The organism is Actinomadura fulvescens, from assembly GCF_039533225.1.
Taxonomy (GTDB): Bacteria; Actinomycetota; Actinomycetes; order Streptosporangiales; family Streptosporangiaceae; genus Spirillospora; species Spirillospora fulvescens.
Window position 1 is genome coordinate 128,646 of the sequence record NZ_BAAATD010000014.1, and the last position, 26,405, is coordinate 155,050.

A 26,405-nucleotide genomic window follows, 5' to 3' on the forward strand; every position below is an offset into this window, starting at 1 on the left:
CTCCTGGTCCGCTCATGGCCTTGGATGGCCGCCGTCAAAGGCCGTTGCGCCTACAGGTCCGTGGGCTCGATCCGCCGGGGCTCGATCGGCCGCGGCTCGCTCGGCGTGGCGCTGCCACGGCGGGCGCGGATCACCAGGGATCGCCCGCGCATCCCGCTGCCCTGGCTCGCGCTGTGCAGTCGTCTGAGGGCGAGCTGGTCGGGCCGCCCGGGATAGGACGGCAGCAGCGCGGCCGGATCATCGGCGCGCATCATGCCGTGGTAGCGCATCAGCACGGCGCCGAGCAGCAGCTTCGCGGCCAGGGCGCCGCTGAGCGCGGCCTGGGTGGGCCGTACCGCGACGACGAAGGGCACCGTGACCGAAGGCGGCGGAGGTTCGCTCGTGCCGGCCTCGCGCACCGCGACGATCAGCTTCTCCACGGCCTGGGCGAACTCGGGGAACCGCGCCCAGCGCCGCAGAGCGGCGACGTCCGCGCTGCTCATCGCGCCGTTCCACCCGAGGGTGGTGTAGTGCGTGCCCGCCGCGTTGCGCGCGAGCTCCGCCTTGCGTCGGAGCTCGGCCGGGACCTGCTCCGGCCCGACCGAGATCTCCACGCGGGTGACGGCGTCCGGACCCGCACCCGCGGCCTGGGCGATGATCTGCGCGATCGCCCCGGTGAAGGCGCTGTCGCCGGGGAGCCGTCGCAGCTCTCCCGCGGCGGCGTCCGAGGGACCCTCCCAGACCAGGGTCAAGGTCTGCGTGGGCAGGAAGTCGATCAGCGCTTGGAGCCGGGCGGGCAGGTCGGCGGCGGGGGCGCTCACCGGTTCGGTGACGTACCAGCCGTCGAACAGCTGCCGGATCTTCGCCGCGTCCGGCTCGTTCATCAGCCTGACCAGGACGTCGCGGTCTCCGCTCGTCATCACCCCGGCGAACAGCAGCCGCCCCTGCGCGTCGATGGCCACCCGGTTGCGCGTGTCGAGCGGCAGGCCCGCCGTGGAGTAGCCGGTGCTCAGCCGCTCCTCGCTCACCTGGACCAGCTCGACCGCCAGCGGGAAGTCGCCGAGAGCGCCCGCCGGGGGCAGCAGCGTGGTGCGCGCCACCAGGAAGCGCTTGCCGAGCTGGCGGTGGGCGAACTTCTTGGCGACCGGGTCGTAGAAGCACTCGGCCTGCACCTCGATGTTGCCGCTGAACAGCTCGACGATCTGGTAGACCACCTCGGGGTCGGGCAGGGCGCTGAGCTTGCGCGCCGTCGCCCCGCCGGTCGCCGGGTCGGGCGTCTCCCCGGGCCAGCGCCGCTGCGCCTCGTCGGGCAGGCTGTCCCAGAACCGCCGCAGCGGGATGGCGATGGTGCGCACGCGGGTGTCGGGCTGCAGCTGGGCGCCGGCGGGGATGTCGGCGGGGAACGGCGGCAGCCGCCGCCACACGATGTCGGCGCCGCTGACGGTGGCGTTCGGTATGGGCGAGCGGTAGGTCAGGTCGCGCTGGGTGACGCTGTTGATCGGCGAGACGGTGCTGTCGGTCTGGGCGATCACCAGCAGACGATGCTCGTAGTAGAACGGCAGGGCCCGCCACTGCAGCGCGAGGACGCCCTGCGAGAAGTCGCCGACGCGCTCGGGCAGATCAAGGCCGCGCAACTCGTCCTGGTCGGCCGCACCGTCGAGAACGAGATGGTCCGGCTTGCTCGGCAGGCCGTCCGGGATGGGCGGGTACTCGTCCTCGACCAGGCGCACGGGCAGCTCGAACCGGTGCTGGCGCGCGAAGGCGCGCACCCAGTAGTACCAGCTCGGGTAGCCGAAGCGGCGCAGCAGGCTGAAGGCGAGCTGGCGGAACGCGAGCTGGCGGACCAGGGTCTGGTTGCGCTCGGCCAGGGCCTGCTCGTGATGCTGGGCGACGATCACCTCCCAGATCGCGCCGGGCGCCGGCGGGCGGGCCGGGGTGGCCGCCTCGTCGAGCCGGCGCGAGCCGAGGATGAGCGGAGCGTCGACGGCCTGCGTGCGTTCGATCACCACGTCGAGCCCGCCCGCGGCGGGGTCCACCTTCACGGCCGGGATGTCGACCTCGGTGGCGGCGCGGCCGGGGAAGAGCGTGGGCGAACGGCGCAGGCTCTGCCAGAGCAGGTCGTAGCGCCCGTAGGGCTGGAAGTAGTAGCGCAGCGTATGTGCCCAGCGGTCTTCGAGTAGCTGGGTGTAGGTCAGGCGCCCGCTGGCGTCGGGCGTGGCCAGCGCGGGCGACCCCGCGCGTGGGTAGGCCGTGGCCACCCAGGGCCCAGCGCCTGTCTCGCCCAGCTCACCCTGCCGTGCGGCTATCGCGCCGCTGGCGTCGAAGAAACGCGCCGTCCAGGCCAATACGTCGGGCAGCGCCTTGGCTATCTCGGCCTCGGCGGTGGGGAGGTTGACCCTGCTGCTGTCCGGCACCTTGGGGTCGTTGCTGTTGAGCGTCTCCAGGTAGTACTTGAGCCGCAGCCACTGGACGTGCTCGGGCGGGTTGCCGTCCGCGGTGGCGAACGCCTTGGCCAGCGCGCCGGTCGCGACGGTGAAGTGGTTGGTGCGCTCGTCGGCCGGGCCGAACTGCTCGCTGCGCACCGTCCCGGCCAGGCTCTCCACGGACTGGAGGTCGGCCGGGGCGATGGAGGGGCGCACGAGCTTGATCTGCTCGGCGCTGAGCATGGTGCGGGCGCTGAGCAGCTTGCGGCCCGCGTCGTAGGTCAGCAGAGCCGCGATCGCCGGGTCGAAGGGCTGGGGGTCCACGCTCAGCTTGGCCGACGGGCGTACCTCGATCGTCGCGGGCAGTGCCGCGCCGCGCAGCAGCAGGGCCGCCTCGCCGTTGAGCGGCAGCCTGATCGTGCGGGTGATCGGAGCCGGCTGGGGGTCGAGCTCCAGCTGGCCGGCCCCGCTGTCAGGCCGGTCGACCAGGCTGCAGGGCGCGGTGAGCGTGAAACGCACCTCGACCTCGGTGTTCGAGCGTCCGCTGATGGTGACGGCGCGGTAGCGCAGCCGCTGCCGTACGGTCGGCCGCAGGCTGATCTGGACCAGCGCCAGCAGATCGTCACCCGCCGCGGGCCGCTCGCCGAGCTGAATGCTGCGGCCCGGCTGGAACAGCAGCTCGACATGGAGGTGACGGCGGAACGCGGCGAAGGCGGCGGCGTCAGGATCGGGAGCGGCGGCGGCATCGGGGCCGGCGGCGTCGGGAGCGGCGGCGTCGGGGTCAGGGGCGGCGGTGGTCTCGCCGTTCCCGAGCTTCGCGACGAGCCCCTGGAGCAGCTCCAGCAGCTTCGGGCCGCGCACGGCGCCCGTGACGGGGTCGTGGAGGCTGAAGGTCACCGCCAGGCCGAGGCGTTGGAGCGCACCCCAGCCATATCGGTCCGCGCCCGGCGGACAGCTGGCCAGGAAGTCGGCCAGGTCGTTGGGCAACGTCGGCGGGCTGATCTGCAGGGCGGCGGCGTAGCCATCGGAGATCCGGCCCTGCGAGTCGGTGACGCTGCCAGGGCGCATCCCGCGCAGCCGCTCCACCAGGCGTTCGAGCAGCGGATGCAGCGCCGTCGTACGCTTCCCGCCGGGCTGGGTGACGCCCTCCCATGCTGGCCACTCCAGATAGGAGTCCTGCCAGGAGTACCAGGGGCCGCGCTCGTCCTGTACGCCCTGCGCGGAGGGATCGGGTCGACGGCGGCGCTGGACGGCGCCGGGATACCAAGCCTCCCACTGGCTGGTGTTCAGCGTGTCGCCGGGCACCAGCGGCAGGTCGTCGGCCGGGAGCATCTGGACCTCTTGCAGCAGCCGCAGCTCCTCCGAGAGCCGGGCGGCGCTGGCGAAGGTGTCTGTGGTGGCCGCGTCGATGTTCAGCTCGTACAACCGGTAGCCGGCGTTCAGTTCGAGAGGGTAGGCGGCGTCGCCGCTCGGGCCCTGGTTCCAGCGGAACCGGATCGCCCGGATGCCCAGTGGATGCGGCCGGAACCCGACGTTCGCGCCGATATCTCCGGTGAAGACGAACGGGGCCACGCCGGCCGACTCCCCGTCCTCCCCGTCCTCCCCGTCGGATTGAACGTCGATGCTCGGGAGCGGCATCGGCGCGTGGGCCGTGCCCGGCTCGGCCCGTTCGTCCTCGGGCCGCACCACACCGAATGCGGTCGGGCGCGGCAGCCACTCCAGCTCGGCCGGGCGGCGTTCCTCACGCGGGTTGCCCGTGTGCTCGATGCGGTCGGTCGGCGCGGGGGTCGCGGGCGGCGCGGCCACCGCTTCGGCGGCGAGCAGGAGCTGCACCGGCGCCAGTGCCGACGGCACCTCACGGTCAGAGATCGTCTGGAAGAAGACCCGCCACGCCTCGGGACGCCACGCGCCGTCCGGCAGCACGCCCCGCTCGCGCAGCGTGGCGACCGGGATCACCGCCGCGCGCGCACCGGGCGGCCCGAAGACGTGATCGAGGTCGATCTTGATGTCGGTGGGCAGCGGGCGGGCGTTCGACGTCGGCAGGCCCGCGGTGCGCCCGCGCTGGGTCGTGCTGTCCAGCCCGTAGGAGCCGATCGGCACGGTGCTCTCGCGTCGGAAGATCAGCCGGTAGGTGCGGATGGGCACCGCGGGACCGTTCTGGCGGGCCGGCTCGCTCCACTCGACGTAGACCTGACGCGGGGACATCACCTGCGGGGTCGCCGCGCTTCCCGCCGGATCGAGGTCGGACGGGGCGATGCTGTAGCTCACCGTGAGATCGCCGTCCACCGGCACCGCGGGAGGGGTGTTGGGGTAGCGCGTCGCGATCAGGGTCAGCGGGCGCCCGGCCGTTCCGGCGAAGTCGACCGGGGTGATCGTGTAGACGTAGCCGCGCCCCTCGCGCGGCAGGGCGGCGAGGTCGTCCGCCGTGTCAGGGAAGTGGTCGACCACCTGGAAGCGCGGCTGGAGCAGCGAGAGGGTGTCGGTCGGCGTGGCCTCGTCGGACCCGTCGGCACCGGCGACGTCGGTGGTGTGGCGGTGCAGCACCTTGACCGGCTTGACCGTGGTGGTGCGCTCGGCCTCGTCACCGTCGAGGGCGCGCCTGCGCACAAGGTAATGGGCCAGGTGATGGTCGGGGTCGTTCTGGACCCGGCTCATCCCCGGCTTGGCCTGACGTTGCCAGCTGAGATCCCACGCAAGGGCGATCGTGCTCGCGTCGCTGTATTGGCGCACCTGCTCGAACTCGGGCGGGAACAGGTTGAACTGCGCCTGGGCGACGTTGAAGGTGCGTACGCCCTCGTTCGTCGGGCCGGGTGCGCTCGCCTCGGGCCGCTCGCGCTGGCTGATCGACGGCTGTACGTCCGGGCCGGTCGCCACCTGGTCGAGCCAGGCGGGACGGCGGTTGTCGGCGGTCCGCACCGCGAACACCAGCCCCATCTGGAACGCCAGCGAGCGGGAGACCAGCTTGCCGCGTTCGGTCTGGTCGCTCTCGGCGTGGAACGCGCGCAGGTCGGAGATGATGTCGTGGATGATCACGCCGCGCAGCTGGTGGGCCTGCTGGTTGGCCTGGACCGTGCCGACGGTGCCGGGGTCACCGCCGTCCTGGGCGGCGCCGTCGGCGGCGTAGATCGTCGTACGCGGGTCGAAGGCCGACTCCAGCAGTTGCTCGTAGAGCTCCTGGGTGTCGTGCTTGAGGAACGGCGAGCCGCTGAACTGCTCGTACGCTCCGCGCACAGCCGCCTCGAAGGAGCTGTCGGAGGGGTTTTGCACCCGTGGGTCGGTGACCGGGGGGCGGTAGCCGGGCAGTGGGCCAGGGTCGCCGACCGGGCGGGCGACCGCGCCGGAGTAGTGCTGCTTGAAGGCGTTGGCGAGGTGCTGCGCCAGGCTGAGGCCGTCTCCCAAGGGAGTGGGGGCACCCGGCTGTCCCGTGGTCTGGTTGACGACGCGGCGCTCGGCGGAGCCGTCGGTGTAGAGCCGCGCGGCCCAGTTCACCGCCCAGGTGATCGGCTCGCCGGCGGTGACGGCGCCGCTCACGTCGACGAACCGCGGATCGGGCAGCGGCTCGAAGTGTTTGAGCGTATAGGTCTCACCGGCCGCCGGCCTCGGCACGCGCAGCGCGAAGTCCTTGCCCACCACGGTGCCCTCGGCGGGCGGTGGCGGCAGGAAACCCAGCTCGGGCTCGGCTATCGGGAAGCCGTCCTCGTCGAGGTCGAGCAGGCCCTGCGCGTCCCGGTGCAGCCGTTCGCCCTGCGGCAGCAGCACGAAGTAGACGTGGCGCTCGGCGTCCCAGCTCGGCGCCTCGCGCAGCACGAAGATGACGTAGCCGGGCACGTGGAACACGTCTGCTTCGGCCGGGGCCGCCGTCCCCTCGCCGAGCAGGGGCGCGAGGGCGCGCGGCGGCAGGGCGGCGCGGCGCGGGGTCAGCATGCGCGTGAACGCCGATGCGGCGTCCGTGGTCTGCGCGGCGTCCGTGGTCGACGCGGTGTCCGTGGTCGACGCGGCTTCCAGGGTGCCCGCGGTACCCGGCACCGGGTCGACCTCGGTGGCCTCCAGCCCCAGCGACAGGAACTCCTTGGTCCGGTCGAGGGCGGCCTGGACGTTGTCCTCCTGGAAGGCCACCTTGACGGTGGCCTGGAGGCTGTGGCCGCAGCAGGCGACGCCGACGGTGCCGACGCCGCGTACGCCGGGAATGCTCAGCCCCTTGACGCCGATCTCCAGGCCCGCGCTGAACGTGATCTCTAGGCTGAAGCTGAACGAGAGCCTGATGGTGGTGAAGACCAGCGGGATCTTGATCCAGAACTCGATGGAGAACGCGATCTGCACCTCCAGCCCGATCGCGCCGTAGATGGCCGAGTTGCCCGTCGGATCGCGGAAGTCGATCACGCCGATGTAGCGCGCCCCGAACGCCACCCGGGCGAGAGCGCTGATCCGCATGCCGACCAGCCCGAGGTCCACACCGGCGCTGAGCTCCAGCTTGCCGCGGGCCAGGAAGCTCGTCCCGAGCACCAGCTCCGTGGTCGAGACGCGGAAGATGAACCCGCCCTCGATCTCCACGGCCAGCGGGCCGAGCTTGGTGTGCCAGCGCAGCATGTTGGGCCAGCCGAGCTCGTAGTGGAACAGGCCCGGCTCGATCAGCAGGGTCGCCGAGAAGCGGCTGTTGGCGATCGCGTCGCGGACGAAGTCGGGCAGCGGCGGGTGGACGCCCGGCTTGCCGCCCTCGGGCTTGGAGATGTGGGCCAGGAAGCGCTTCTGGCGCGGCGAGAGCAGCACGAAACCGCTCAGGATGGGGTTCTCGCGGGCGCCGTCCCGGTTGGTGACGTAGTCGGCGTAGTTGGTGTTGAACCACCCGCGCACCGACATGAAGAAGGTCAGGTCGCTGCGGAAGGCGATGATCGCGTCGACGAGGAAGATGCACGCGAGGTCGGCCTCGGCGAACGCCTCGTACCGCAGCGGCGAGGCCGAAGCCGAGGTCTGCGAGATCATCGCGCGCAGCACGATCGTCCAGCGGGGATCCTGGCCGGCGTCCTCCAGATCCACCGCCCAGCGGTCGCGCTTGGACAGATCACCCTGGGTGCGCGAGAGGCCCTGCAGGGTCTTGAGCAGCTTCTTGACGTCGTTCTCGGCGTCGGCGGCCTTGATGGCGGCGATGGTGAAGCGGTAGCCGAAGCCCATGCCGATCTCGCGCAGGTAGATCTGGATGACCGGGATCATGAAGCTGACCTGGCGGATCTCCAGGTACAGGAACCAGGCCCGCACCCAGGGCGAGCCGGCGCCGCGGCGCACGCGCAGGAAGCCGAAGCTGGCCGCGATGGCGGGCAGGCCCTGGATCTGGACCAGGCCCTCGCCGATCAGCCCGGCCTGGTCGGGCTCGTCGACGAAGTCGACCACGCCGTTGAGCCGGAACGCGGCGCCGATCGCCAGGTTGACCGCCAGGCGCGTGAAGTGGATGCGCGGCACGAACTCGCCCGGCAGCGGCAGGCCGATGAACAGCTCGTGGTAGTCGGGCCGTGAGTCCGGCGTGTCGCCGGGGCCCTGGGCGAACTTCAGCTGGCCGGTCACCTGCATGGCTCCGTCGCCGTCGAAGAACTCGCACTGCGGCACGAAGCCGATCGCGCGCAGCTCCATCTCGAAGCAGCCGAGGAAGCCGAACGTCTTGGGCTTGGGCAGCTCGATCAGGAACTTCACGTGCTTGCCGATCACCTGGGCGTCGCCGGTGAGCGGGCACTGAACCAGGTCGATGCGGGTCTTGCCGAGCAGGGCCAGCGGCCCGTCGGCGTCATCGCCGGGGGCCAGCACGAACTGGGCGGAGCCGGTGATGGTGAAGTAGAGGTGGAAGGCGCCGTCGTCGACGAACCGCAGGCCCAGGGCGTCGACCGAGAACTGGAAGCGCGTGCCCTTGCAGTCGAGCAGCTTGACGCCGCGCAGGTTGGCGGCGCCCTGCACCAGGGTCAGGTTGCCGCCGTCACGCTGGGCGAACTGCAGGGCGATGTCGGCCGTGGCGTCGCCCACGAGGTCGGGCGGCAGCGGGCCCGAGCCGGCGATGGTGAAGTCGGCGATGCGGTTTTCGCGGATGACGAAGCCGCTGTCGGTGAAGCGGAAGCGGGTGCGCAGGCCGTTGAGCCGGGCCGGCCGGTCGGTGACGGTGGCGGCGAGGTTGACGCCCTTGGGCGTGAGGGCGAAGTCCCGCACGCTGAAGGTGATCGGCTCCTCGCTGGCCCGGGTGAAGTCGAGCTCCAGCAAGGCGCCTTCGGGCTGTTGGATCTGGTAGTTGTAGCCCTTGGTGGCGATGGTGAAGTAGTGGAAGGTCTTGTCGCCCAGATCCTTGCCCTTGAACCGCCAGCGCAGCCCGAACAGGTCGGGGAACTCGCGCTCGGCCTCCGGGGAGCGCAGCTCGATCCCCCGGTCGTGGTCGACCTTGAGGGCGAAGGTGCTGAGGCTGAAGGTCAGGCGGCACCGCAGGTCGAAGCTCATGCTCAGGGCGCGCAGCCGTACCCCGATGTCGAAGCCGACCTCACCCTGGGGCAGGGTGATCGGCAGCCCGGTGAGCGGTGTGGGCGTGTAGAGCTGCAGGAACTGGCTGTCTCCGCCCTGGCCCTGCTTGAGGAAGGGCAGGGTGAACGCTCCGCCGCCCGCGTCGATGTTGACGCTCAGCTCGGCGGTCCAGCCGTCCCGGAGGTCCACCGGGTCGAAGGCCACGGGTGTGCAGAGGGCGGCCGGATCGTTCAGGTCGAGCGGGGCGATCGGCGTGGTGAGCTCGCGGAAGAAGCCGGGCAGCTTCGCAGCGCCGAGCGGGACGTCGAGCAGCACCAGGCTGCGCGGCCCGCCCGTCGGCTTGAGCGTGACCTTGAACAGAGGCTTGTCGGGCGGCTGGGGCGGCTCGTCGTTGTGCAGCTCGCGGTCGCCGTCGCGGCCCCAGGCGAACGTGCTGCCCGCCGTGACCGGCTCGTTCCCGGTCAGGGTGACGACGAAGGCGGCGCGGCCGAGGCCCGTGCCTTGGCGCAGCAGCAACAACGAGAAGCGGCTGGAGGCCGGTATGCCCACGCTGAGGCCGGGGAGCGCGAACGCGGCGCCAGGGGCGGCCGCCTGCCAGTCGAGGCGCAGCTCTTCGAGGCCATCGCCGATGATCATGCGCAGGGTGACCTGCTGCGCGCCCGCCGGGCTGCGGTCGCCCAGGTTGGGGACGAACTGGCCGAGCAGCCGGTTGAGGGCGCCCTCCGTCCACTGCATCACCAGGCACGCCTTGCCGCCCGAGCGGTGGAACCCGACCGTGGCGCCGTCGATGACCACCCCGGTGTCGCCGATCATCACCGGGTAGGGCAGCTGCGCGGTGAACGGCGTGTCGGAGACGAGGCCGTCCTGGCTGGCGCTCCCGCTGAGCTTCGGCACCACGAACTGGACGAACGGGCGTCCGGGGTCGGGCTCGTACCGGGCCTCGCCACCGCTGGTCACCTTGCGCATGGGGCGCAGCAGCTTCGGGCCGAAGCGCAGCGCGACGGGCGCGTCGGTCAGGCGCAGCACCGTCTTCGGCAGGATGTCGATGCCCAGGCCCAGCTCGGCGGGCGCGCCATCGGCGGCGCCAGGGGCCAGCACCACGCTCACCGCGTCGAAGCCGGGCAGGCCCAGCACGAGCTCCTTCTCGAAGAGCAGGCGGGTGGTCATCCCGCCCCGGTCGACGTTGGCGGTGGTCTGCGGCGGCTCGATCCAGACATGGTCGAGCACGGCGGGGTCGGGCGGCTTGGGCAGGAAGGGCGGCCACTTTTCGCCGATGAACTCGTTGACGGTCACGAACATGCTGCTCATGGCAGGCAACCCCCCCACGGCAAGCGTGAGTCGACGTCGTCGTAACGGTCGTATCTGTCCTGCTGACTGCTGTCGAGCGTCGTCTCGATGGTGGGGAGGGGGATGGGGGCGAGGGTGGGCGGCAGGGTCACCCCGCTGCCCGGCGTGCCCCAGTTGCCGTCCCAGACGTTGAGCGCCTTGTCGATGTCGGCGATCTTCTGCTGGTCGGCCGGGTCGAGCAGGCCGAGATGGTCGCTCCAGAGCCGCACCCTGTACTGCCGCACCAGCTTGTCCTCCTCGTCGAGGAGGCCCACCGCGTGCTCGATGTCGCTGTAGAGGCTGCGCCGGTAGGCATTGGCCGAGCCGATGATCGCCCAGTGGTCGTCGACGATCGTGGTCTTGGAGTGCACGAACACGTTGCGGAGGAACGCACGGACCCGCCCGCGCTGCTGCGGGTTCAGATCGTGGAGCAGACCGTTCCACAGCGCGATGTTGGCATACGCGGGGAAGGGCGGATCGTTCGGGTCGTTGATCCCCTTGACCAGGATCACCTTGAGATCAGCGCGGAGCTTGATGACGCGGTTCAGCCAGGCCATCACCTCCACCGACCAGAATCCCTGGTCTTCGATATAGACATAGCGCTCGGCGGTGAGGACGGCGTTGAACCAGGCGGAGCGCACCTCGAAGAAGCCATCGGGAGCGAAGGAGATCTTCTCGTTCTCCGGCAGATTGTTGGTGCTCTTGTAGTTGAACCGCGGCACGGTGCGCAGCGACTGGAGGTGATGCCCGCCCACCGGCGTGGTCGGAAAGGTGCGTGCCGGCACGGGGGGCGTGGTGGGCGTGTGGCTGATGACTATCTCGTTGACACTGCGGAAGGACTTGATCTTTCGCGCCCTGTTCTCGTTCCACAGGCTGCGATAGAAGTCGTACAACGCCTGCACCGCCGGGCCCTCGACCTTCGCCTGCACGTCGTGCCACTCCCTGGGAGGGTGCGGCTGGGAGCCGTGGCGGTCGTTGTCGAGGTCGAGCCCGCCGGTGTAGCCGATGGCGCTGCCGCTGCCGTCGCCGACGAGAGCCATCTTGGTATGGGACGCGCCGGCGGAGTGGGAGATGATGCTCAGACAGGCCTTCTCGACGAGGGCGAGCTCCTTGCGCAGCCCGAGGATGGAGGCCATGGTGTCGAGGTTGATATCGCGAATACCGATCCTCCCCCGGACCGACGTGGTCAGCAGGCCGTAGTCGGCCATTCCGGAGAACGAGATCCAGCCCATGACGCGGACGTCCACTCCGGCGTGCGCCTTGGCCTTGAGCACGTCGACCAGGTGATTCGTGGCTCCGGCGCCGTCGAGCGAGAACGGAGGCCGCGCTGGGATCGGAGGCGGCCCGGGAACGGCCGGACGCCCCATGAAACCGAGCCACCAGCCGGTGATGTAGATGAACTGGGCGCTGTTCTCGCTCGGCGTCCCCGCGCCCAGAGGAGCGATCTGCTTGGCGAGGTCGCGGAAGTATTCGACGCCGTCGATGAGCGGCGTGACCTTGCAGCCGCCAAAGGTGGCCGGTAGCGGCTCCGAAGGGAGTTCCGTATCGTCGGGCTGAACAAAATACTTCTTCTTCAGAGCCTCGAAATCAGCCACCAGAAAGCCCCCGGAACTACATGCGACTATTCGGCGTTCTGGTCGCAGAAAACGGCGAAGGAAACAAAGAAGACGGGACAGGCAGTGACGCAAGTGTCACACAAGGTACCCGCATCCACAACGGTCCGGCCCAATCCGGTCATCAAGGCCGCCCGCCCCGGACCTCCACCATCACCACAAATGATCTCTAACCCGGTCAACACCCACAACATGATCATTTAATACATCTTGACGGCGTATTCCGACCGCCGCAGCGCTCTTTCACGTGGGCGGCCCTCGGGAATGGCGCCCTAAGAGTGCCCTGGTCAGGCAAGCGGCCGCGGGGCCGTCCGCGCACCTACGGCCCCGCGGCCACGCCTGATCAGCTAGCGACCGGATCCACCGACCGACGGGGCGATCTCGGCCTTCGGCTGGACGTCGGGCTGGACGCCGACGACCCCGGCCGTCTCGTCGGTGGCGCCCGGACCCGGCTCGGCGGCGAGGGCGACGCCGTGCGTGACGGGGTTGTGTGCGATGTCGGCCTGTGCGGGAGCGGCCATGGCGATGAGGGCCGCGGGAACGACTGCGGCCAGGGGGAGCAGCTTGTGCATGGAGAAATCACCTTTCGGGGGGTTGTGCGTGCGCGCTATATTACACACGGTATGCGATCAAGTACAGAGAGTGACTGAGTCAATGTGCTCCGCACCAACCCCGGACCGCCCCTAGATCGGCGGCTCAGCCGCGAACGTCAGCTCCCACCGTCCGAGCGGCGGCGTGGCCGTGATCAATAGAGAGGCCTGTCGTTGCCCTACCGGCCCTGAGTATGCGCGGCCGCCGCAAAGCGTCCTTGACTATTCCTGCACAGGCGGTGTCCTTTCGTGCATGGACGAAGTCAGCGGTCCAGGGCGAAGTTCGCCAGGCGGTCGGGGTCGGAGAGGATGTCGATCTCGGCGATCCTGCCGGCGGTGACCGTGAAGCTCATGATGGAGATGAGCCGGCCGTCGATGGTGTTGACCAGTCCGGCGGTGCCGTTGACCAGCGCGGGGTGGGTGTGCGAGGTGGTGGCCATGCGCTGGAAGGTGGCGGCCTGACCGGCCACGGCCTCGGCGCCGCGGATGACCCTCATGCCGCCGGGGAGCGTCTTGCCGCTGTCGGCGCGCAGGACGACCTCGGGGTCGAGGATGGCCACCAGGCCGTCGAGGTCGCCGCCGCGGGCGGCGGTCAGGAAGGCGTCGACCACGCGCCGCTGGGTCACCGGGTCGGGGTCCGGGTCGGGTGCGGCGCCCTGCACGCGCCGGCGGGCGCGGCTGGCGAGTTTGCGGGCCGCGGCCGGGGTGCGGTCGACGATCGGGGCGATCTCCTCGAACGGCATGCCGAACATGTCGTGCAGGACGAACGCCAGCCGTTCGGCCGGGTTGAGTGATTCCAGCACCACCAGCAGCGCCAGCCCGACCGAGTCGGCGACCAGCGCCTGCTGTTCGGGGTCGGTGACCTGGTCGCTGACGACGGGGTCGGGCAGGCGGGTCTCCAGCGGCGTCTCGCCGCGCAGTCGGCGCGAGCGCAGCATGTCCAGGCAGACCCGGCCGACGACGGTGGTCAGCCAGCCGCCGAGGTTGTCGATGTCGCCGTTCTCGGAACGCGCGAGCTTGAGCCAGGCCTCCTGGACGGCGTCGTCGGCCTCGGCCAGCGAGCCCAGCATCCGGTAGGCGACCGCCTTCAGGTGCGTGCGGTGCTCCTCGAACCGCTCTGCCAGAAAGTCACGCTCGTTCATGTCTCGCCTCTTCGTCGTGTCGGTGATCGCTGCCATGACGTACCGGAGGCCGCCGATGTGACCGCGCGCATCCGGTCACATCCGCGGCGGCCCGTTCGTCATGCCGTCGTTCACAACCGACGACGTGATGATCGGAGCACCGACATGAGCGAAGTACACGGGAGCGTGGCCGCCGGTTTCGAGGCGGTGCGCGAGGAGTTCGCGGCCGTGGTGGCCGAGCAGGACGGCGAGGCCGGGGCGCAGCTGGCGGCGTACGCGCACGGCCGCAAAGTGGTCGACCTGTGGGCCGGGGACCGGATCGGCGGTGACACCCTGACCGGCGTCTACTCCGCGACCAAGGGCGCCGCCACGCTGGTGACGGCGCTGCTGGTGCAGGACGGAACGCTGGAGCTGGACGAGCCCGTGGCCCGGCACTGGCCGGAGTTCGCCGCCGCGGGCAAGGCCGGCATCACCCTGCGGGAGGTGTTGTCGCACCGTTCCGGCGTGATCGGCGTGGACGGCGGCCTCACCGCCGCCGAACTGGCCGACGACGCGGTGATCGCCGAGCGGCTGGCCGGGCAGCGGCCGTACTGGCGGCCGGGGTCGGCCTACGGCTACGGCGGGTTCGTGTCGTTCGCGATCGTGGGCGAGGTGGTCCGCCGCGTGACGGGCCGTACGCTGCAGGACCACTTCGAGGAGCGCATCCGCGCGCCCTACGGCCTGGACATCTACCTCGGCCTGCCCGAAACCGAGGAGGGCCGCTACCGGGAGATCCAGCCGGGGCTGGCCTCCCCGGAGGAGCAGGCGGCGTTCTGGGCGAACGTTCCCGGCCCGCACAGCATCACCGGGATCGGATACGGCCTTAACTCCACCCCTCCGCTGGACCAGGTCGGCTTCGTCAACACCCGGCGGGTGCGCGCGCTGGGGCAGGCTTCGGCCGGTGGCGTGGGCAGCGCGCGGGGGCTGGCGGCGATGTACGCGGCGGCGGTCTTCGGCCTGGACGGCGACGCGCCGCTGTTGAAGCCCGACGTGCTGGGCGAGTTCGCCATGCTGCACTCCACCGGCGGCGACCTGGTCACCGGCGAGATGGGCCAGTACGCGTTGGGGTTCCAGGCCAAGGGGCTGCGCTACCCGTTCCTGAGTGCGAACGCCTTCGGCCACAACGGCTCGGCCGGTGCGGAGTCGTTCGCCGACCCGGTCTACGGGATCGCGTTCGGCTACACCCGCCGCCGCTTCTCCTTCAACTGGTCCTACCCCGAGCACGACCGGCTGGCCGCCGCCGTTCACCGCGCCGCCTCCGCGTCCTAGCGAACGCTCGGCAAGTCCTAGCGAACATCCTTTAAGGAGAACTTTGATGACTTCGCCTACCCGAACCCGCCCCGAGACAGGCGGGAAGACGAAGCTGGCGCTGCTGGTGATCGCCGCGGCGCAGTTGCTGATCGTGATGGACGGCACCATCGTGACCGTCGGGCTGCCGGTCATCGGCACCGGGCTGGGCATCGCCGAGGCCGATCTCGACTGGGTGCTGACCTCCTACGCGCTGGCGTTCGGCGGGCTGTTGCTGGCCGGCGGCCGGGCCGGTGACGTGTTCGGCCGGCGCCGGCTGTTCCGCGCCGGGCTGGTGGTGTTCCTGCTGGCCTCGCTGCTGGGCGGGGTTGCGCAGAGCGGCGGCGTGCTGATCGCCGCCCGGGTGCTGCAGGGGGTGGGCGGCGCGATCATCGCCCCGGCCGCGCTGTCCCTGCTGGCCGACACCTTCCCCGCCGGGCCGCGGCGCAACAAGGCGCTGGGGGTGTACGGGGCGATGGGCGGCCTGGGATCGGTGGTCGGCCTGCTGCTGGGCGGCGCGCTCACGGAGTACCTGGGCTGGCGATGGATCATGTTCGTCAACGTCCCGATCGCCTTGCTGGTGCTGGCCGGCACGTTCGCCCTGGTCCCCGGCACCCGCGAACGCGGCGGCATCGACCTGCCCGGCGCGGCCACCGTCACCCTCGCCCTCGGCTCACTGGTGTACGCGATCAACCGTGCCGGCTCCGACGGGCTGACCGACTCGCTCACCCTGACCTTCGGCGCGATCGCGCTGGTCCTGGGCATCGCGTTCGCCGCCATCCAGCGCGGCGTCCGCAACCCGATGCTCCCGGCCACCGTGCTGGCCGACCGCGGCAGGCTCGGCGCCAACCTGGTCATGCTGCTGATGGGCGCGGGCCAGCTGGCCACGTTCTACTTCCTCACCCTCTACATGCAAACGGTCAAGGACTACGCGCCCATGGTCACCGGCCTGGCGTACCTGCCGTTCGCCATCGGCATCGGTATCGGTTCCGGAGCGGTCGGCCCCCGGCTGCAGGCACGGGCGTCCGCGCGGACCGTCCTGGCGACCGGCATGGCGGTGGCCACCGCCGCGATGGTCTGGTTCAGCCTGCTCACCCCCGACCAGAACCCCCTGATCACCTTGCTTCCGGCGCAGCTCGTCGCGGGGATCGGCCTGGGCATCGGCTTCGTCGCGGCCACCATCGGCGGCGTCCAGAACGTCGCGCCCAAGGACTCCGGCGTCGCCTCCGGGCTCATCAACACCAGCCAGCAGATCGGCGGCGCGCTGGGACTGGCGGTCCTGGCCAGCATCGCCGTCACCACCACCCAGAACCAGCCCGCCGCGACGGCGGCACGCGAGGCACTCACCAACGGCTACACCGCCGGCCTCCTCGGCGCAGGCGCGTTCTACCTGGCCGCCGTCCTGGCCGCCGTCACCCTCCTGCGCCCCCGCCCGGCCGCCCAACCGCCGACCCGCGACCAAGCCCCCAGCACCGACCACGTGGGGACCGCGCCTTCACAGCGGGGGTAAATGCCCGAGATTCACACCGGCCACCGGTCACATCGATCCCACGCCACCCGTCATTGCAGTGGCACAACATAAACACGGAAGGAAACCCGACCATGACCACGCAGAACGAGCTCCAGTCGCGGCTGCCCAACCCCGCCACGCTCATCCCCGAGCTGGCTGAGATCGGCGGCGCGCTGTTCAAGGCCATCGGGAACGGTTCGGTCCCGCAGAAGACCATCAGCCTCGTCCAGTTGCGCGCCGGGCAGATCGTCGGCAACACCTACCTGACCGTTCTGCACACCGGCAACCTGCGCAAGGCCGGAGAGACCGACGAGCGCATCACCGCCGTGGCGTCCTGGCAGGACGCGCCCTACTTCACCGAGGCCGAACGCGCCGCGCTGGCCCTGGTGGAGGCCGTGCTCACCCCCAACCCCCATGGCGAACGCGTTCCCGATCAGCTGTACGCCCAGGCGGCCGAGCACTACGACGACAAGGCACTGGCCACGCTCACCCTCGCGATCGGCCAGGTCAGCTTCTTCATTCCGCTAGCGCTCATCGGCAGGCCGCTGCCCGGGGTGGCCCCGACGGAGCAGTGGAGGAACGCCTGACACTCCGCCCGCTCCCGGGTGAGGCCGCAACAGCCTCACCCGGGAGCTGTCGTTCGCCTAGACGAAGGCGGTAACCCCCTTGTATTCGGCTTGGAGTGCTTCGCCTGCTGTTTCGTATTGGAGAAGCAGCAGGCCGTTCGGCGTCGCCTCGTGGTGGGTTAGGCGGAGGCCGGACGGGACGCCCGCGCCTGCCAGCAGGCGCCGGCCGGTGCGTAGCACCGTGGGCGCGACCACAAGGCGGAACGTGTCGATCAGGCCCGCCGCCAGGAGCGCGTCGCCCAGGCGGGCACTGCCGTGGATCTGGAGTTCTCGTCCCGGTCGTGCCTTGAGCCCCGCGACCGTCTGGACCGGGTCGGTGATCTCCGGCCAGTCACGCGCGAACGCCTCGTAGGTGCGCCGGCCGAGCAGCAGGCCGTCGGCGAGGCCGAGCCAGCCGGAGACGCGCCGGACGAACGTCACGTCGAGGTGGGGCACGAGCCAGCCGCCGCGCGCGAAGCCGCCGCTGGTGTCCTCGTCGGGCGAGCCGGGCCCCTGGCTGACCCCGTCGAGCGTGACGAACTCGGTGAGGGCGATCTTCATCGCGTGGCCATGGCCTCGGTGAGAGCGGCAAGCTGACCGGCGACCGTACCCCAGCCCTCGGCGAAGCCGAGCTCGGCGTGATGGGCGCGCGCCTCGGGGTCGCCGTGCCGGACGACCACCCGATAGTCCGTGCCGTCCGGATGGTCCTCCAGTGTGATCGTGGCGGTCATCGGGACCGGGACGGGCCGCGCGGGACGCCAGGCGCTGTCGATCGCGTTGGTGAACACGATCCGCTCGAGTTCGTCGACGGCGAGGAAGCACGCGTCCAGGTGCGGGACGAACGCGGCGCCGTCGTCGCTCAGCCGCGTCACGAACGCCCCGCCGGGCCGCAGGTCCAGGCGCTCGACCCGGCAGCGGGACGGAGCCGGGACCCACCACTGTTCGAGCCGGGACGGGTCGGTCCAGGCGTCCCACACGGTCGCGCGCGGCGCGCGGATGATCCGCGCCAGGCCGAGGTCGAGGTCGGGATTCACTGGCTGTTCTCCTCCGGGTCGGTGACGAACTGTTCGAGGCGGTCGGTGCGCTCTTCCCAGATCCGGCGCTGTTCGGCGAGCCAGTCGTCGACGAGCGAGAGCCGCTCGCGGTTGAGCACGCACGTGCGCACCCGGCCGGACTTGACCGTGCGGATGAGCCCGCTGGATTCGAGCGTGCGCACGTGCTTCATGAACGAGGGAAGCGTCATCGGGAACTCGCGGGCGAGGTCGCCGACGCTGGCGGGCCCGTGACCGAGCCGCCGGACGACGGCGCGCCGGGTCGGATCGGCGAGCGCGACGAACACCCCGTCCAGGTGCGCCGAATACTGTGCCATGCGGCTAAGTATCGGTCATCGCAATAGTTAGCGCAAGGGCTAAGTATCGTTGGACCAAGTGGCGGTTGCTACTCACTCAGGTTGAGTAGGCGTACTCATGGACCGCCCACGCGCCGCAGGTCACACTCGGGGAATCCGAACATCCGGCTGACGCCAGGATCGGAGGCGGTCCGATGAACGATGGGTCCCTGCCACCGGACGACCAGCGGCCCCCGCCCGTTCCAGCCCCTCGCTCAGCGAAGTGGTGGATCGGCGTCCCGCTCATCGTCGTCGCCGCGCTGCTCGCGATGGGCGGCCTGACGGTGCTCGCCGTGCTCATCGTCGCCCATGCCGCTCTGAGCTCCTGGGGAAGCAACAAATGATCACTCGTCTGCGGCTGATGATCCTGCTGGCCCGCCCCGCCGTCGTGGTGATCGTGGCGATGTTCGCCGCCGTCGGTCTCGCGCAGGCCGGGCATGACGGCGGCCACCTCGACGTGGTCCGGATCCTCCTCGTCGTCCTCGGCTTCGTGCTGTTCTCGGTGGCCTGCAACGACCTGGCCGACGAGGCCATCGACCGGGTCAACCTCCCCGGCGACCGGCGCCGGCCGCTGGTGACGGGCGCGGCCGACCGCCGTCAGATGATCGCCGTGGCCCTGGTGTGCGCCACGGTCGCGCTGGCCGCCGCCGCCACGATCGGCACGCCGGCGGTGGCGGTCACATGCGCCGGGTTGACCGTGAGCGCGGGCTATTCGCTGCGGCCGGTACGCCTGGCGGACCGCGGCGCCGTGGCCTCGCTCGTGCTACCGGCCTGCTACGTCGCCGTTCCCTACCTGCTGGGCGTCCTCGCCGTGTCTTCCAGCGTTCGCACCGAGGACCTGCTGTTGCTCACCGGACTGTACGTCGGGTTCATCGGCCGGATCCTGCTGAAGGACTTCCGCGACGTCCGCGGTGACGCGCTGTTCGGCAAACGCACGTTCCTGGTACGCCACGGCCGCGCGTGGACCTGCGCCATCAGCGCGGCTTGCTGGGTCGCCGGAACGCTCCTCGCGCTGGCCGCCGTACGACAGCCGACACCGGCCTTGGCAGCCGCGAACGTCGCCGGAGTCGCCGGCACTCTGTGGCTACTGCGAGCTCTGGTCCGCCCAGCGACACCGCGACAAGAAGAGGCGCTCATCTCCGCCACCGCCATCATCGGCCGCGGCTTGGTTCTGGTGCTCCTCGCACACCTGTCCCTGCTCAACGCCCACTGGTCTACGTCCGGCTACCACGCCGTCATGGCGGCCTTGGCGTTCATGGTCGCCAGCCAGGCCATCTCGATGGTCCGGCATGGCCCGCCCACCCGCCGCCTCCCCGATGTCCGCCGCCAGCACAGCACCCGCGCCGCCGACTGATCCGGACTCCTACAGCGGCGCGCTGGAACGGCACAACGTGAACGTCCACGCCGCTATGTCCGCCGCGCGTGCCGCCGTGTCCACAGCGTTCGCCACGGCCGCGATGGTGTCTGCGGCGTTCGCCGCGTTCGCCGCGGCCTCAGCCGCTTGCACTGCGCTCCTGGCCGCCTCCTCCGCGTCCACCCTGTGCACCGCCTGCTCTACACCCACCGTGCGTATCGCGAGCGTCGCAGCATGGCCCGTGCGGTTGCGGACTCCACCTGCACTTTGAGGTCGGCGACCGCGTCTCGTAGCTCGGTTGGCTCTTCGTCAGTCGGGGCGCTTCCAGGTGTTCTTGGTCGTGCATTTCTCGTCATGGCGGGTGCAGACCTGGATGTAAAGGCCGGTCTCGGGGCCCTGGAACATGTGGGAGAACTTGACCTCCCGGGTTCTGCCGCAGGTGAGTCCCAGTTTGTGCGGCCGCCTGTCCGGCCCGACCCGGGAAATGGTCACCTTGGTGTACGACCACCCATTACGGCAGCTGTTGTCGGTGTGGGTGCCCATGATTTTGATGAAGCCATTGGCAAGGGTGACCCGTCCCCGGCTGGTTCCCTGACCCTTGAGCGTCTTCTGATACGAGTAACTGCGGGCCTTGGCCTTGGTCTGGGCGGCTGGGGCCGCCATCGGGGCGCCGGCCGATGCGGTCTTGGCGATGGTCTTCTGTGCCGGTCCGGTGTCGCTCAAAAGCGGGACGGCGGCCCCGGCGCCGAGCGCCAGCGCCGCGATCGGAGCGGCGATCAAAGTCTTCCTGTTCATGGAACGTGACCTTTCGGGGGAACGGTTATCGGGCGATGTGAAGGGTGCTCTTGCCGGTGCACTTAGTGGTCGAGCACACCCGCACATAGACGCCGGTCACCGCGGCGAAGCCACCCCATCGCACGTCCTTCTTGAAGTACGCCTTCTTCCCGCAGACGGCGCCGAGGTCCACGTCACGGTCCTCGCCGCGCTGGGCGATGGTGATGCGGGTGAACGACTTTCCGTCCTTGCAGCTGAGGTCATGGACGAACCCGGTGACCCGGACGCGCTGAGTGGTGATCCTGTGCTCGATCTTTCCCCGGCCGCTCGCAACGCGCTTCAGTGTCTTCCGGTAGGTGAGCTTGATGTCCTTCGTCGCGAGAGCCGAGGTCTGCCCCCCGGAGGAAGCGGCCGCGACGCTTCGGGCCGGAGTCTTTTTCTGCTCCATGGCGGTCAGGCCCCAGGTGCTTCCGGCGACCGCCAATCCCGTGACGGCGGCGGCTGCGGCCATGGCAGGTTTCTTCACTCTGGCCCCTTTTCTTTGGAACGGAAAGAACGCATGGCAAGTTATTGCGGCGACGCAAAAGTGAACTAGGGCCGAAGGGCCTCAACCTGCCCGCCCGGGGGCCCATCCCGCAGAAAGGAACCAGGCCGATGGCCGAGACCTGGACGTTCGACGACGCCACCGAGCCGCTGACCGCCGACGCGGTGGTCGGCGAACTGCGCGCCAGGATCGCCGGTGAACGGTACGAGTCATGGCTGACCAGTTCGTCCGGCCGGCTGCTCGCCGTCGTGACCAACGCGGAGCGGGCCATGGTGATGCTGCTCGATCACGAAGGGGATCCCGGGGAGCACGCGACCGATCCGGCGGCGGAGGGCTCCAGCGGCGGCTTCGTGCTGAGCAACGGACAGGACGACGAATACCCCGACCAGGACACGGTGCCGCTCCCCCTGGCCCTCCAGATCGTCCGCCACATCGTTGCCCACGGCACCCCGCCGGCGGACGCGGCCTGGACGACCGACCGCTAGCCGCGCCGCGAGCCCGCGAGCCCGGCGATCCCCCTCTGACAGGGACACCGGTCACTCGACAAACTGTCGTACTTCTGTAGCGCCCGCCCCTCTATCGACGCATGACAAACATCGAACGAACGTTGTGCGTCTCGTCATAGTCAGCTAATTCACAAAATCGATAACCCTCCATGTCAATAGAAGTTTCAACGTGCGTCCCATCGCATATCGACCGCGTGGCCAGGAGGTTCCTGACAGTCCGCTTCCGGTCACAGAGCGCACCGTGACCGCCACTGGCCAGCACGTACAGTAGTCAACGCAGCGTGAGCGCACTTTCACAACGCCATTCCGGGCTGGTGCGTCTAATGGCCGTCTGAGGCCACCAAAAAAGCATGGCGAGCCGCGACCGGCATCAGGTTGACTCCGGAGAGTTCCGAGGAGTCAATGTGACTTCCACAAATTATGGGAGTGTCATGCGACGTATACGTCGAACACTCGTACCGGTGGCCGCGGCTTCCATTCTGGCGATCGCCGGGATGGGAACCACGACCGCACAGGCGGCTCCGGGTCCCTCCGCAGGCACTGCCACCACCACCGCCGTCGCCAGGCTCAGCGACGGCAGCCGGATGGACACCCAGGCGGCGGCGGAGAAGGTGCGCAAGTACTGGACCGCCGAGCGCATGCGTTCGGCCAGGCTGGTGACGCCGCGCGCTGATCGTTCCGCCTCGGTCACCGCATCGTCCGCACCTCGCGCGGGCAAGGCGGGGTCGTACGCGCCCGCGGCGGGGGTCAACAAGGCCGCGATCAAGGCCGGTGCGCTGAAGCTCGCCGGAGGCGACAAGGCCAAGGCGCTCATGCTCACCGAGACCGCCACCGTCGGGAAGGTGTTCTTCAGCAAGCCCAGCGGCGGCAACTGGATGTGCTCGGCCGCCGCGCTCAACAGCGCGTCCAAGCAACTGGTGATCACCGCCGGGCACTGCGTCCACGAGGGCGCGGGCGGCGGCTGGATGCAGAACTGGACGTTCGTCCCCCGGTACCGCAACGGCGCGCGGCCCTTCGGCACCTACGCCGCCAAGCAGTTCCGCACGTTCAACGCCTGGATGAACAGCAGCGACTTCCGCCGCGACGTCGGCATGGTCACCACCTGGCCGCTCAACGGCCAGAAGCTCGTCAACGCCGTCGGCGGCAACGGCTTCCAGTGGAACTGGCCGCGCAACGTCGCCGTCACGGTCCTCGGCTACCCGAGCAACCACAACAGCGGCGAGATCCAGATGTGGTGTCAGGGCACCACCCGCGGCATCGCCGACGGGCGGATCGAGATCAACTGCAACTTCGGCGGCGGCTCCAGCGGCGGACCCTGGCTGCGGGAGTTCAACGACGCGACGGGACTCGGCTACTCCAACGGAGTCCAGAGCACCATCACCAACACCGGCTGGAACCGCAGTCCCTACTTCGATGACGCGGTCAAGACCATGTTCGACGCCCAGGGCGGCGTGACCTGACCGACCCTGCCGGGCCACCGCGTTACGGTGGCCCGGCAGACCCGCCCGCCGCGTGACGGCGGCCGGCAGGCAGGCCCGCCCGTGCCCGCCCGCAAAACGACGACCAGGAGGAGCCACGCATGATGCGCCGCCCCGTTCTCACGTTCATGGCCGCCATCGCCGTGGCCACGGTCGCACGGCCGGCGAGCACCTCGCCGCCGCCTCCTCCCCCGTCACCCGACCCGGCCAGCACGAGCAGCGACGTCCTCCCCGAGGACGCACCCGACTACTGGACCCCCGAACGCACGCAGGACGCCGAACCCGCCCCCATGCCGACAGACGACTGACGACAATCCGGCACGCGGCATGCGTCACCGCCCTCCCAGAGTCAGTCGCGACCCTCGGCAACGGACGGCCTGGCTTGCGGGAAGCGATAGGAGCCGATCAGGGTGGCGTCCTGCTGGACAGGCGAACGGCTCAGGCGCTCGCCGATGGTCCTGGTGAACCGCTGGAACGCCGGTATCGAGAACAAGGGATTCTCCGTTCCCTCCACGACAGCGATGTGCATGAAGCTCACACCGTCAGCGAGGCGGAACGAGGCGTACCGCAAACCGTCCGGGTTGCCGGTCTGCAGCTCGGCGAAGACGTCCTCGATTAGGCGCTGGTTCTCGTCCGCAGCGTCCGGATGCGTTTCGTAACGGATGACGATGGTCTCGTTCATGAATTCCTCCAAGGCTCGTCGTGTACGTGGGTCAGTCCTGGCTGAGGACGGGCTCGGCGTCCGGCCTAGTGAGCGCAGGCTCGTCCGACCCGGGCTTACCGTGCAGGAAGAGCGCGGCGAGCACGCCTAGCCCGGCGAAGACCACGGTGGCCCAGAAGGCGGATTGATAGCCCTCGGTCAGGGCGACGCCTGGTGGCACCTGTCGGCCCCCTGCCAGGAGTTCGTCGGTGCGGGAAACGGCGACCATCGTGACGATCGAGATGCCGAACGCGCTGCCGATGTTGAACGAGGTGTCCACCAGCCCGGAGGCCAGGCCCGACTCCTCCTCCGCGACGCCGGTGAGGGCCGCGATCTGCGAGGCGACGAACGCGCCGCCCAGTCCCGGGCCGAAGACCAGCAGGCCGGGCAGCAGGTCCGTGACGAAGCCGCCGTCCGCTGACACCCCGACGAGCAGGAGGCAGCCCACGGCCATGAGAAGCACGCTGGGAACGGCGACCGCCCGCAGCCCCAGCCTCGTCACCAGGCTCTGCCCGGCCATGGCGCCGGCGATGGACATGACGGTCATGACGGCGCTCATGAGGCCGAACTCCAGTGCCGAGTAGTCCAGGACGTCCTGCGCGTACAGGGTGAGAGGGAAGAGCACCCCGTCCACGGCGAGCCCTACGGCGAAGATGGTGAGGTTGCCGCTCACTAGCGCGCGCATACGGAAGACACGCAGCGGTACGAGCGGCACCGCCGACCGGCCCTCGACAAAGACGAAGAGCGCGACGAGAACGGCCGCCCCCAGGAATGAGCCGCCGGTCTGAAGGCTCGTCCACCCGGTCTCCGGCGCCCTGAACACCGCGTAAACGAGCAGTAGCAGCGCCCCAGTGATCGTGATCGCGCCCGCGGCGTCGAAGGTGCGGATCGCGAAGCGCGCCCGGCTCTCGCTGAGCACCACCGGGCTCAGCGCCAGCAGCACGGCCGCGACCGGCACGTTGATGAAGAAGATCCACTCCCAGCCGAGCCCAGCGGTGATCACTCCGCCGACCAGCAGCCCGGCCGTGGCGCCGACGCCGCCGAGCCCGCCCCAGATCCCGAGGGCCTTGTTGCGTTCCGGCCCTTCCTCGAACGCGGACATCACGATGGACAGCGCCGTCGGGGCCATCAACGCGGCCGAGACGCCCTGGATCGCACGGGACACGATCAGGGCCCCGCCGCTCCAGGCGAGCCCGCACGCCAACGACGACAGCGCGAAGAGCACCACGCCCACCATGAAGACGCGACGCCGTCCCAGCAGATCCGCCATCCGTCCGCCCAGCAACATCAGGCCGCCGAAGGTCAGCGCGTAGCCGATGAGGACCCACTGCACGCCCGCCACCGACAGGCGCAACTCCTGCTGCATCGAGGGGATCGCGGTCAGAACGATCGTCGAGTCGAGGATGACCATGAAGAAGGCCGTCCCCAGCAACGCCAGCGCCTTCCATCGCCGTGGATCCGGGCCGATTCCGTCAGGTTCGCGGATCATCCGACACTCCTCACCCCGGACACTCGCCCAGGCCGCTCCGACGACAGTAGTTGGAAACTACAACCACTTAATCCTAAAAAACAACCACTTAGGAGTCTTCTTGTATCGCCGGAGGTATCCTGAGTCCATGACGGGCAAGCGCAAGTACGCCGACGGGTGCGCCACGTCGCATGCGTTGGACCTGGTGGGGGAACGCTGGGCACTGCCGATCGCCCGGGAGCTGCTGCTCGGCGCCAAACGCTTCACCGACCTGCGGACGGGCCTGCCGGGCGCCAGCCCGAACGTGCTGTCGCAGCGGTTGCGCGAGCTGGAGGAAGCGGGAGTCGTACGGCGGCGCACACTCCCCCCGCCCGCCGCGTCCCGCGTCTACGAGCTCACCGAATGGGGCCGGGAACTCGAGCCCGTGATCATCGCACTCGCCCGCTGGGGCTCGCGCTCACCGTTCCTGGACCCGGAGGCCGAGATGAGCACCGACTCCCTCCTCCTGGCCCTCCGGACACTCTTCAACCCGCACGCCGCCGAGGCCCTCGTCGCCCGCCTGAGCCTGCACCTCGGCGACGACGTCTACAACCTGGACGTCTCGGGCAAAACCTTCGAGGTGACCCGCGGTCCCAACTCCCCTGCCGACCTGACCATCACAACCGACTCCGCGACGTTGAGCGCCCTCATCTGGGGCGACCGAACCCTGACGGACACCCAAAAGACCGGCGACCTCACCCTCGAAGGCGACCCGGCGACCGCCGAACGGTTCTTCGCCCTCTTCCCCCTACCTCCCACCGCCGCCCGCCCAGACACAACGCCCTAAACAAAGCCACCGCCGCCCGCCCAGACACAACGCCCTAAACAAAGCCACCGCCGTCCGCCCCACAGCCAGACCGCCCACCGCCGCTCGCCCACAGCGGCCCGCGCACAGCGGCCGTGCACAGCGGCCGTGCACAGCGGCCCGCGCACTGCGGGCCGTGCACTGCGGGCCGTGCACTGCGGGCCGTGCACTGCGGGCCGTGCACTGCGGGCCGTGCGGTGCGGGCCGTGCGGTGCGACCCGCGCACTGCGACCCGCGCACTGCGGGCCGTGCGGTGCGGGCCACGCACAGCGGCGCGTGCACTGCGGGCCGTGCATTGCGGGCCGGCAGGCCGTCGTCAGAATGCCCACCGGCCGCGAGTGTCGGTGCTCGCGGGCGGTGGGCAGGGG

21 protein-coding genes are annotated in these 26,405 nt (G+C 70.1%); 9 read left to right on the forward strand and 12 right to left on the reverse strand.

Translation table 11 applies throughout. The features are described 5' to 3' along the window. Positions 1-50: 50 nt before the first annotated feature. The 4 genes from ABD333_RS38540 to sigJ all read right to left on the reverse strand — a co-directional run bounded on the left by ABD333_RS38540 (position 51) and on the right by sigJ (position 13,562). Positions 51-10,199: a hypothetical protein gene (locus ABD333_RS38540; RefSeq protein WP_344547550.1), complete on the reverse strand. Its 10,149-nt coding sequence runs from the start codon at positions 10,197-10,199 to the stop codon at positions 51-53. Then, positions 10,196-11,905 (reverse strand): phospholipase D family protein, encoded by a 1,710-nt coding sequence (locus ABD333_RS38545; protein ID WP_344547551.1) that lies wholly within the window; start codon positions 11,903-11,905, stop codon positions 10,196-10,198. Before ABD333_RS38545 ends, ABD333_RS38540 begins: the two co-directional genes overlap by 4 nt. Before the next feature lie 272 nt (positions 11,906-12,177). After that, complete coding sequence (locus ABD333_RS38550) at positions 12,178-12,402, reverse strand: hypothetical protein (RefSeq protein WP_344547552.1); 225 nt, start codon at positions 12,400-12,402, stop codon at positions 12,178-12,180. Positions 12,403-12,683: 281 nt separating this feature from the next. Continuing rightward, positions 12,684-13,562 (reverse strand): RNA polymerase sigma factor SigJ, encoded by an 879-nt coding sequence (sigJ, locus tag ABD333_RS38555; RefSeq protein ID WP_344547553.1) that lies wholly within the window; start codon positions 13,560-13,562, stop codon positions 12,684-12,686. Between the two features lie 144 nt (positions 13,563-13,706). Here sigJ and ABD333_RS38560 point away from each other — a divergent pair, with 144 nt between their 5' ends. From ABD333_RS38560 to ABD333_RS38570, 3 genes are all read left to right on the forward strand, one after another. Continuing rightward, the gene (locus tag ABD333_RS38560) at positions 13,707-14,849 is read left to right on the forward strand and encodes a serine hydrolase domain-containing protein (protein WP_344547554.1); all 1,143 of its coding nucleotides are present in this window, start codon (positions 13,707-13,709) and stop codon (positions 14,847-14,849) included. A 46-nt stretch (positions 14,850-14,895) separates the two neighbouring features. Then, positions 14,896-16,377: an MFS transporter gene (locus ABD333_RS38565; protein WP_344547555.1), complete on the forward strand. Its 1,482-nt coding sequence runs from the start codon at positions 14,896-14,898 to the stop codon at positions 16,375-16,377. Between the two features lie 92 nt (positions 16,378-16,469). Then, positions 16,470-16,964 carry a carboxymuconolactone decarboxylase family protein gene (locus ABD333_RS38570; RefSeq protein WP_344547556.1) on the forward strand — a complete coding sequence of 165 codons (495 nt, stop codon included), beginning with the start codon at positions 16,470-16,472 and terminating at the stop codon, positions 16,962-16,964. Between the two features lie 57 nt (positions 16,965-17,021). On the opposite strand, the gene ABD333_RS38575 is transcribed toward ABD333_RS38570, so the two are convergent. From ABD333_RS38575 to ABD333_RS38585, 3 genes are read right to left on the reverse strand one after another with little or no spacing between them, the layout of a single operon-like run. Then, positions 17,022-17,543 carry a dihydrofolate reductase family protein gene (locus ABD333_RS38575; protein WP_344547557.1) on the reverse strand — a complete coding sequence of 174 codons (522 nt, stop codon included), beginning with the start codon at positions 17,541-17,543 and terminating at the stop codon, positions 17,022-17,024. Then, entirely contained in the window at positions 17,540-18,016 is a 477-nt protein-coding gene (locus tag ABD333_RS38580) for an SRPBCC domain-containing protein (protein WP_344547558.1), read from the reverse strand. The genes ABD333_RS38575 and ABD333_RS38580 overlap by 4 nt, the downstream gene beginning before the upstream one ends. Then, positions 18,013-18,351: an ArsR/SmtB family transcription factor gene (locus tag ABD333_RS38585; RefSeq protein ID WP_344547559.1), complete on the reverse strand. Its 339-nt coding sequence runs from the start codon at positions 18,349-18,351 to the stop codon at positions 18,013-18,015. The genes ABD333_RS38580 and ABD333_RS38585 overlap by 4 nt, the downstream gene beginning before the upstream one ends. Before the next feature lie 173 nt (positions 18,352-18,524). On the opposite strand from ABD333_RS38585, the gene ABD333_RS38590 reads away from it, so the two are divergent. Together ABD333_RS38590 and ABD333_RS38595 are read left to right on the forward strand one after the other, a co-directional pair. Then, on the forward strand, positions 18,525-18,713 hold the full coding sequence (locus ABD333_RS38590) for a hypothetical protein (RefSeq protein WP_344547560.1): 189 nt from the start codon (positions 18,525-18,527) through the stop codon (positions 18,711-18,713). Then, complete coding sequence (locus tag ABD333_RS38595; RefSeq protein WP_344547561.1) at positions 18,710-19,723, forward strand: UbiA family prenyltransferase; 1,014 nt, start codon at positions 18,710-18,712, stop codon at positions 19,721-19,723. The genes ABD333_RS38590 and ABD333_RS38595 overlap by 4 nt, the downstream gene beginning before the upstream one ends. 9 nt (positions 19,724-19,732) lie before the next feature. Here ABD333_RS38595 and ABD333_RS38600 read toward each other — a convergent pair whose 3' ends face one another. The 3 genes from ABD333_RS38600 to ABD333_RS38610 form a co-directional block, all read right to left on the reverse strand. Then, positions 19,733-19,876, reverse strand: coding sequence for a hypothetical protein (locus tag ABD333_RS38600; RefSeq protein WP_344547562.1), 144 nt, complete (start codon positions 19,874-19,876; stop codon positions 19,733-19,735). Between the two features lie 156 nt (positions 19,877-20,032). After that, positions 20,033-20,503 (reverse strand): hypothetical protein, encoded by a 471-nt coding sequence (locus tag ABD333_RS38605; RefSeq protein WP_344547563.1) that lies wholly within the window; start codon positions 20,501-20,503, stop codon positions 20,033-20,035. A gap of 40 nt (positions 20,504-20,543) precedes the next feature. Next, positions 20,544-21,023, reverse strand: coding sequence for a hypothetical protein (locus tag ABD333_RS38610; protein ID WP_344547564.1), 480 nt, complete (start codon positions 21,021-21,023; stop codon positions 20,544-20,546). Between the two features lie 128 nt (positions 21,024-21,151). On the opposite strand from ABD333_RS38610, the gene ABD333_RS38615 reads away from it, so the two are divergent. The 3 genes from ABD333_RS38615 (at position 21,152) to ABD333_RS38625 (ending at position 23,333) form a co-directional block, all read left to right on the forward strand. After that, positions 21,152-21,526, forward strand: a complete 375-nt coding sequence (locus ABD333_RS38615) for an Imm1 family immunity protein (RefSeq protein WP_344547565.1) — start codon at positions 21,152-21,154, stop codon at positions 21,524-21,526. Between the two features lie 482 nt (positions 21,527-22,008). Continuing rightward, entirely contained in the window at positions 22,009-23,007 is a 999-nt protein-coding gene (locus tag ABD333_RS38620) for a trypsin-like serine peptidase (RefSeq protein WP_344547566.1), read from the forward strand. 119 nt (positions 23,008-23,126) lie between these two features. After that, positions 23,127-23,333 (forward strand): hypothetical protein, encoded by a 207-nt coding sequence (locus tag ABD333_RS38625; RefSeq protein WP_344547567.1) that lies wholly within the window; start codon positions 23,127-23,129, stop codon positions 23,331-23,333. 41 nt (positions 23,334-23,374) lie between these two features. On the opposite strand, the gene ABD333_RS38630 is transcribed toward ABD333_RS38625, so the two are convergent. Both ABD333_RS38630 and ABD333_RS38635 read right to left on the reverse strand, forming a co-directional pair. Next, complete coding sequence (locus ABD333_RS38630; RefSeq protein ID WP_344547568.1) at positions 23,375-23,707, reverse strand: hypothetical protein; 333 nt, start codon at positions 23,705-23,707, stop codon at positions 23,375-23,377. A 31-nt stretch (positions 23,708-23,738) separates the two neighbouring features. Further along, a complete protein-coding gene (locus ABD333_RS38635) occupies positions 23,739-25,214 on the reverse strand; it encodes an MFS transporter (protein WP_344547569.1) in 1,476 nt (491 codons plus the stop codon). Positions 25,215-25,341: 127 nt separating this feature from the next. Here ABD333_RS38635 and ABD333_RS38640 point away from each other — a divergent pair, with 127 nt between their 5' ends. Continuing rightward, on the forward strand, positions 25,342-26,019 hold the full coding sequence (locus ABD333_RS38640) for a winged helix-turn-helix transcriptional regulator (RefSeq protein ID WP_344547570.1): 678 nt from the start codon (positions 25,342-25,344) through the stop codon (positions 26,017-26,019). Positions 26,020-26,405: the final 386 nt, after the last annotated feature.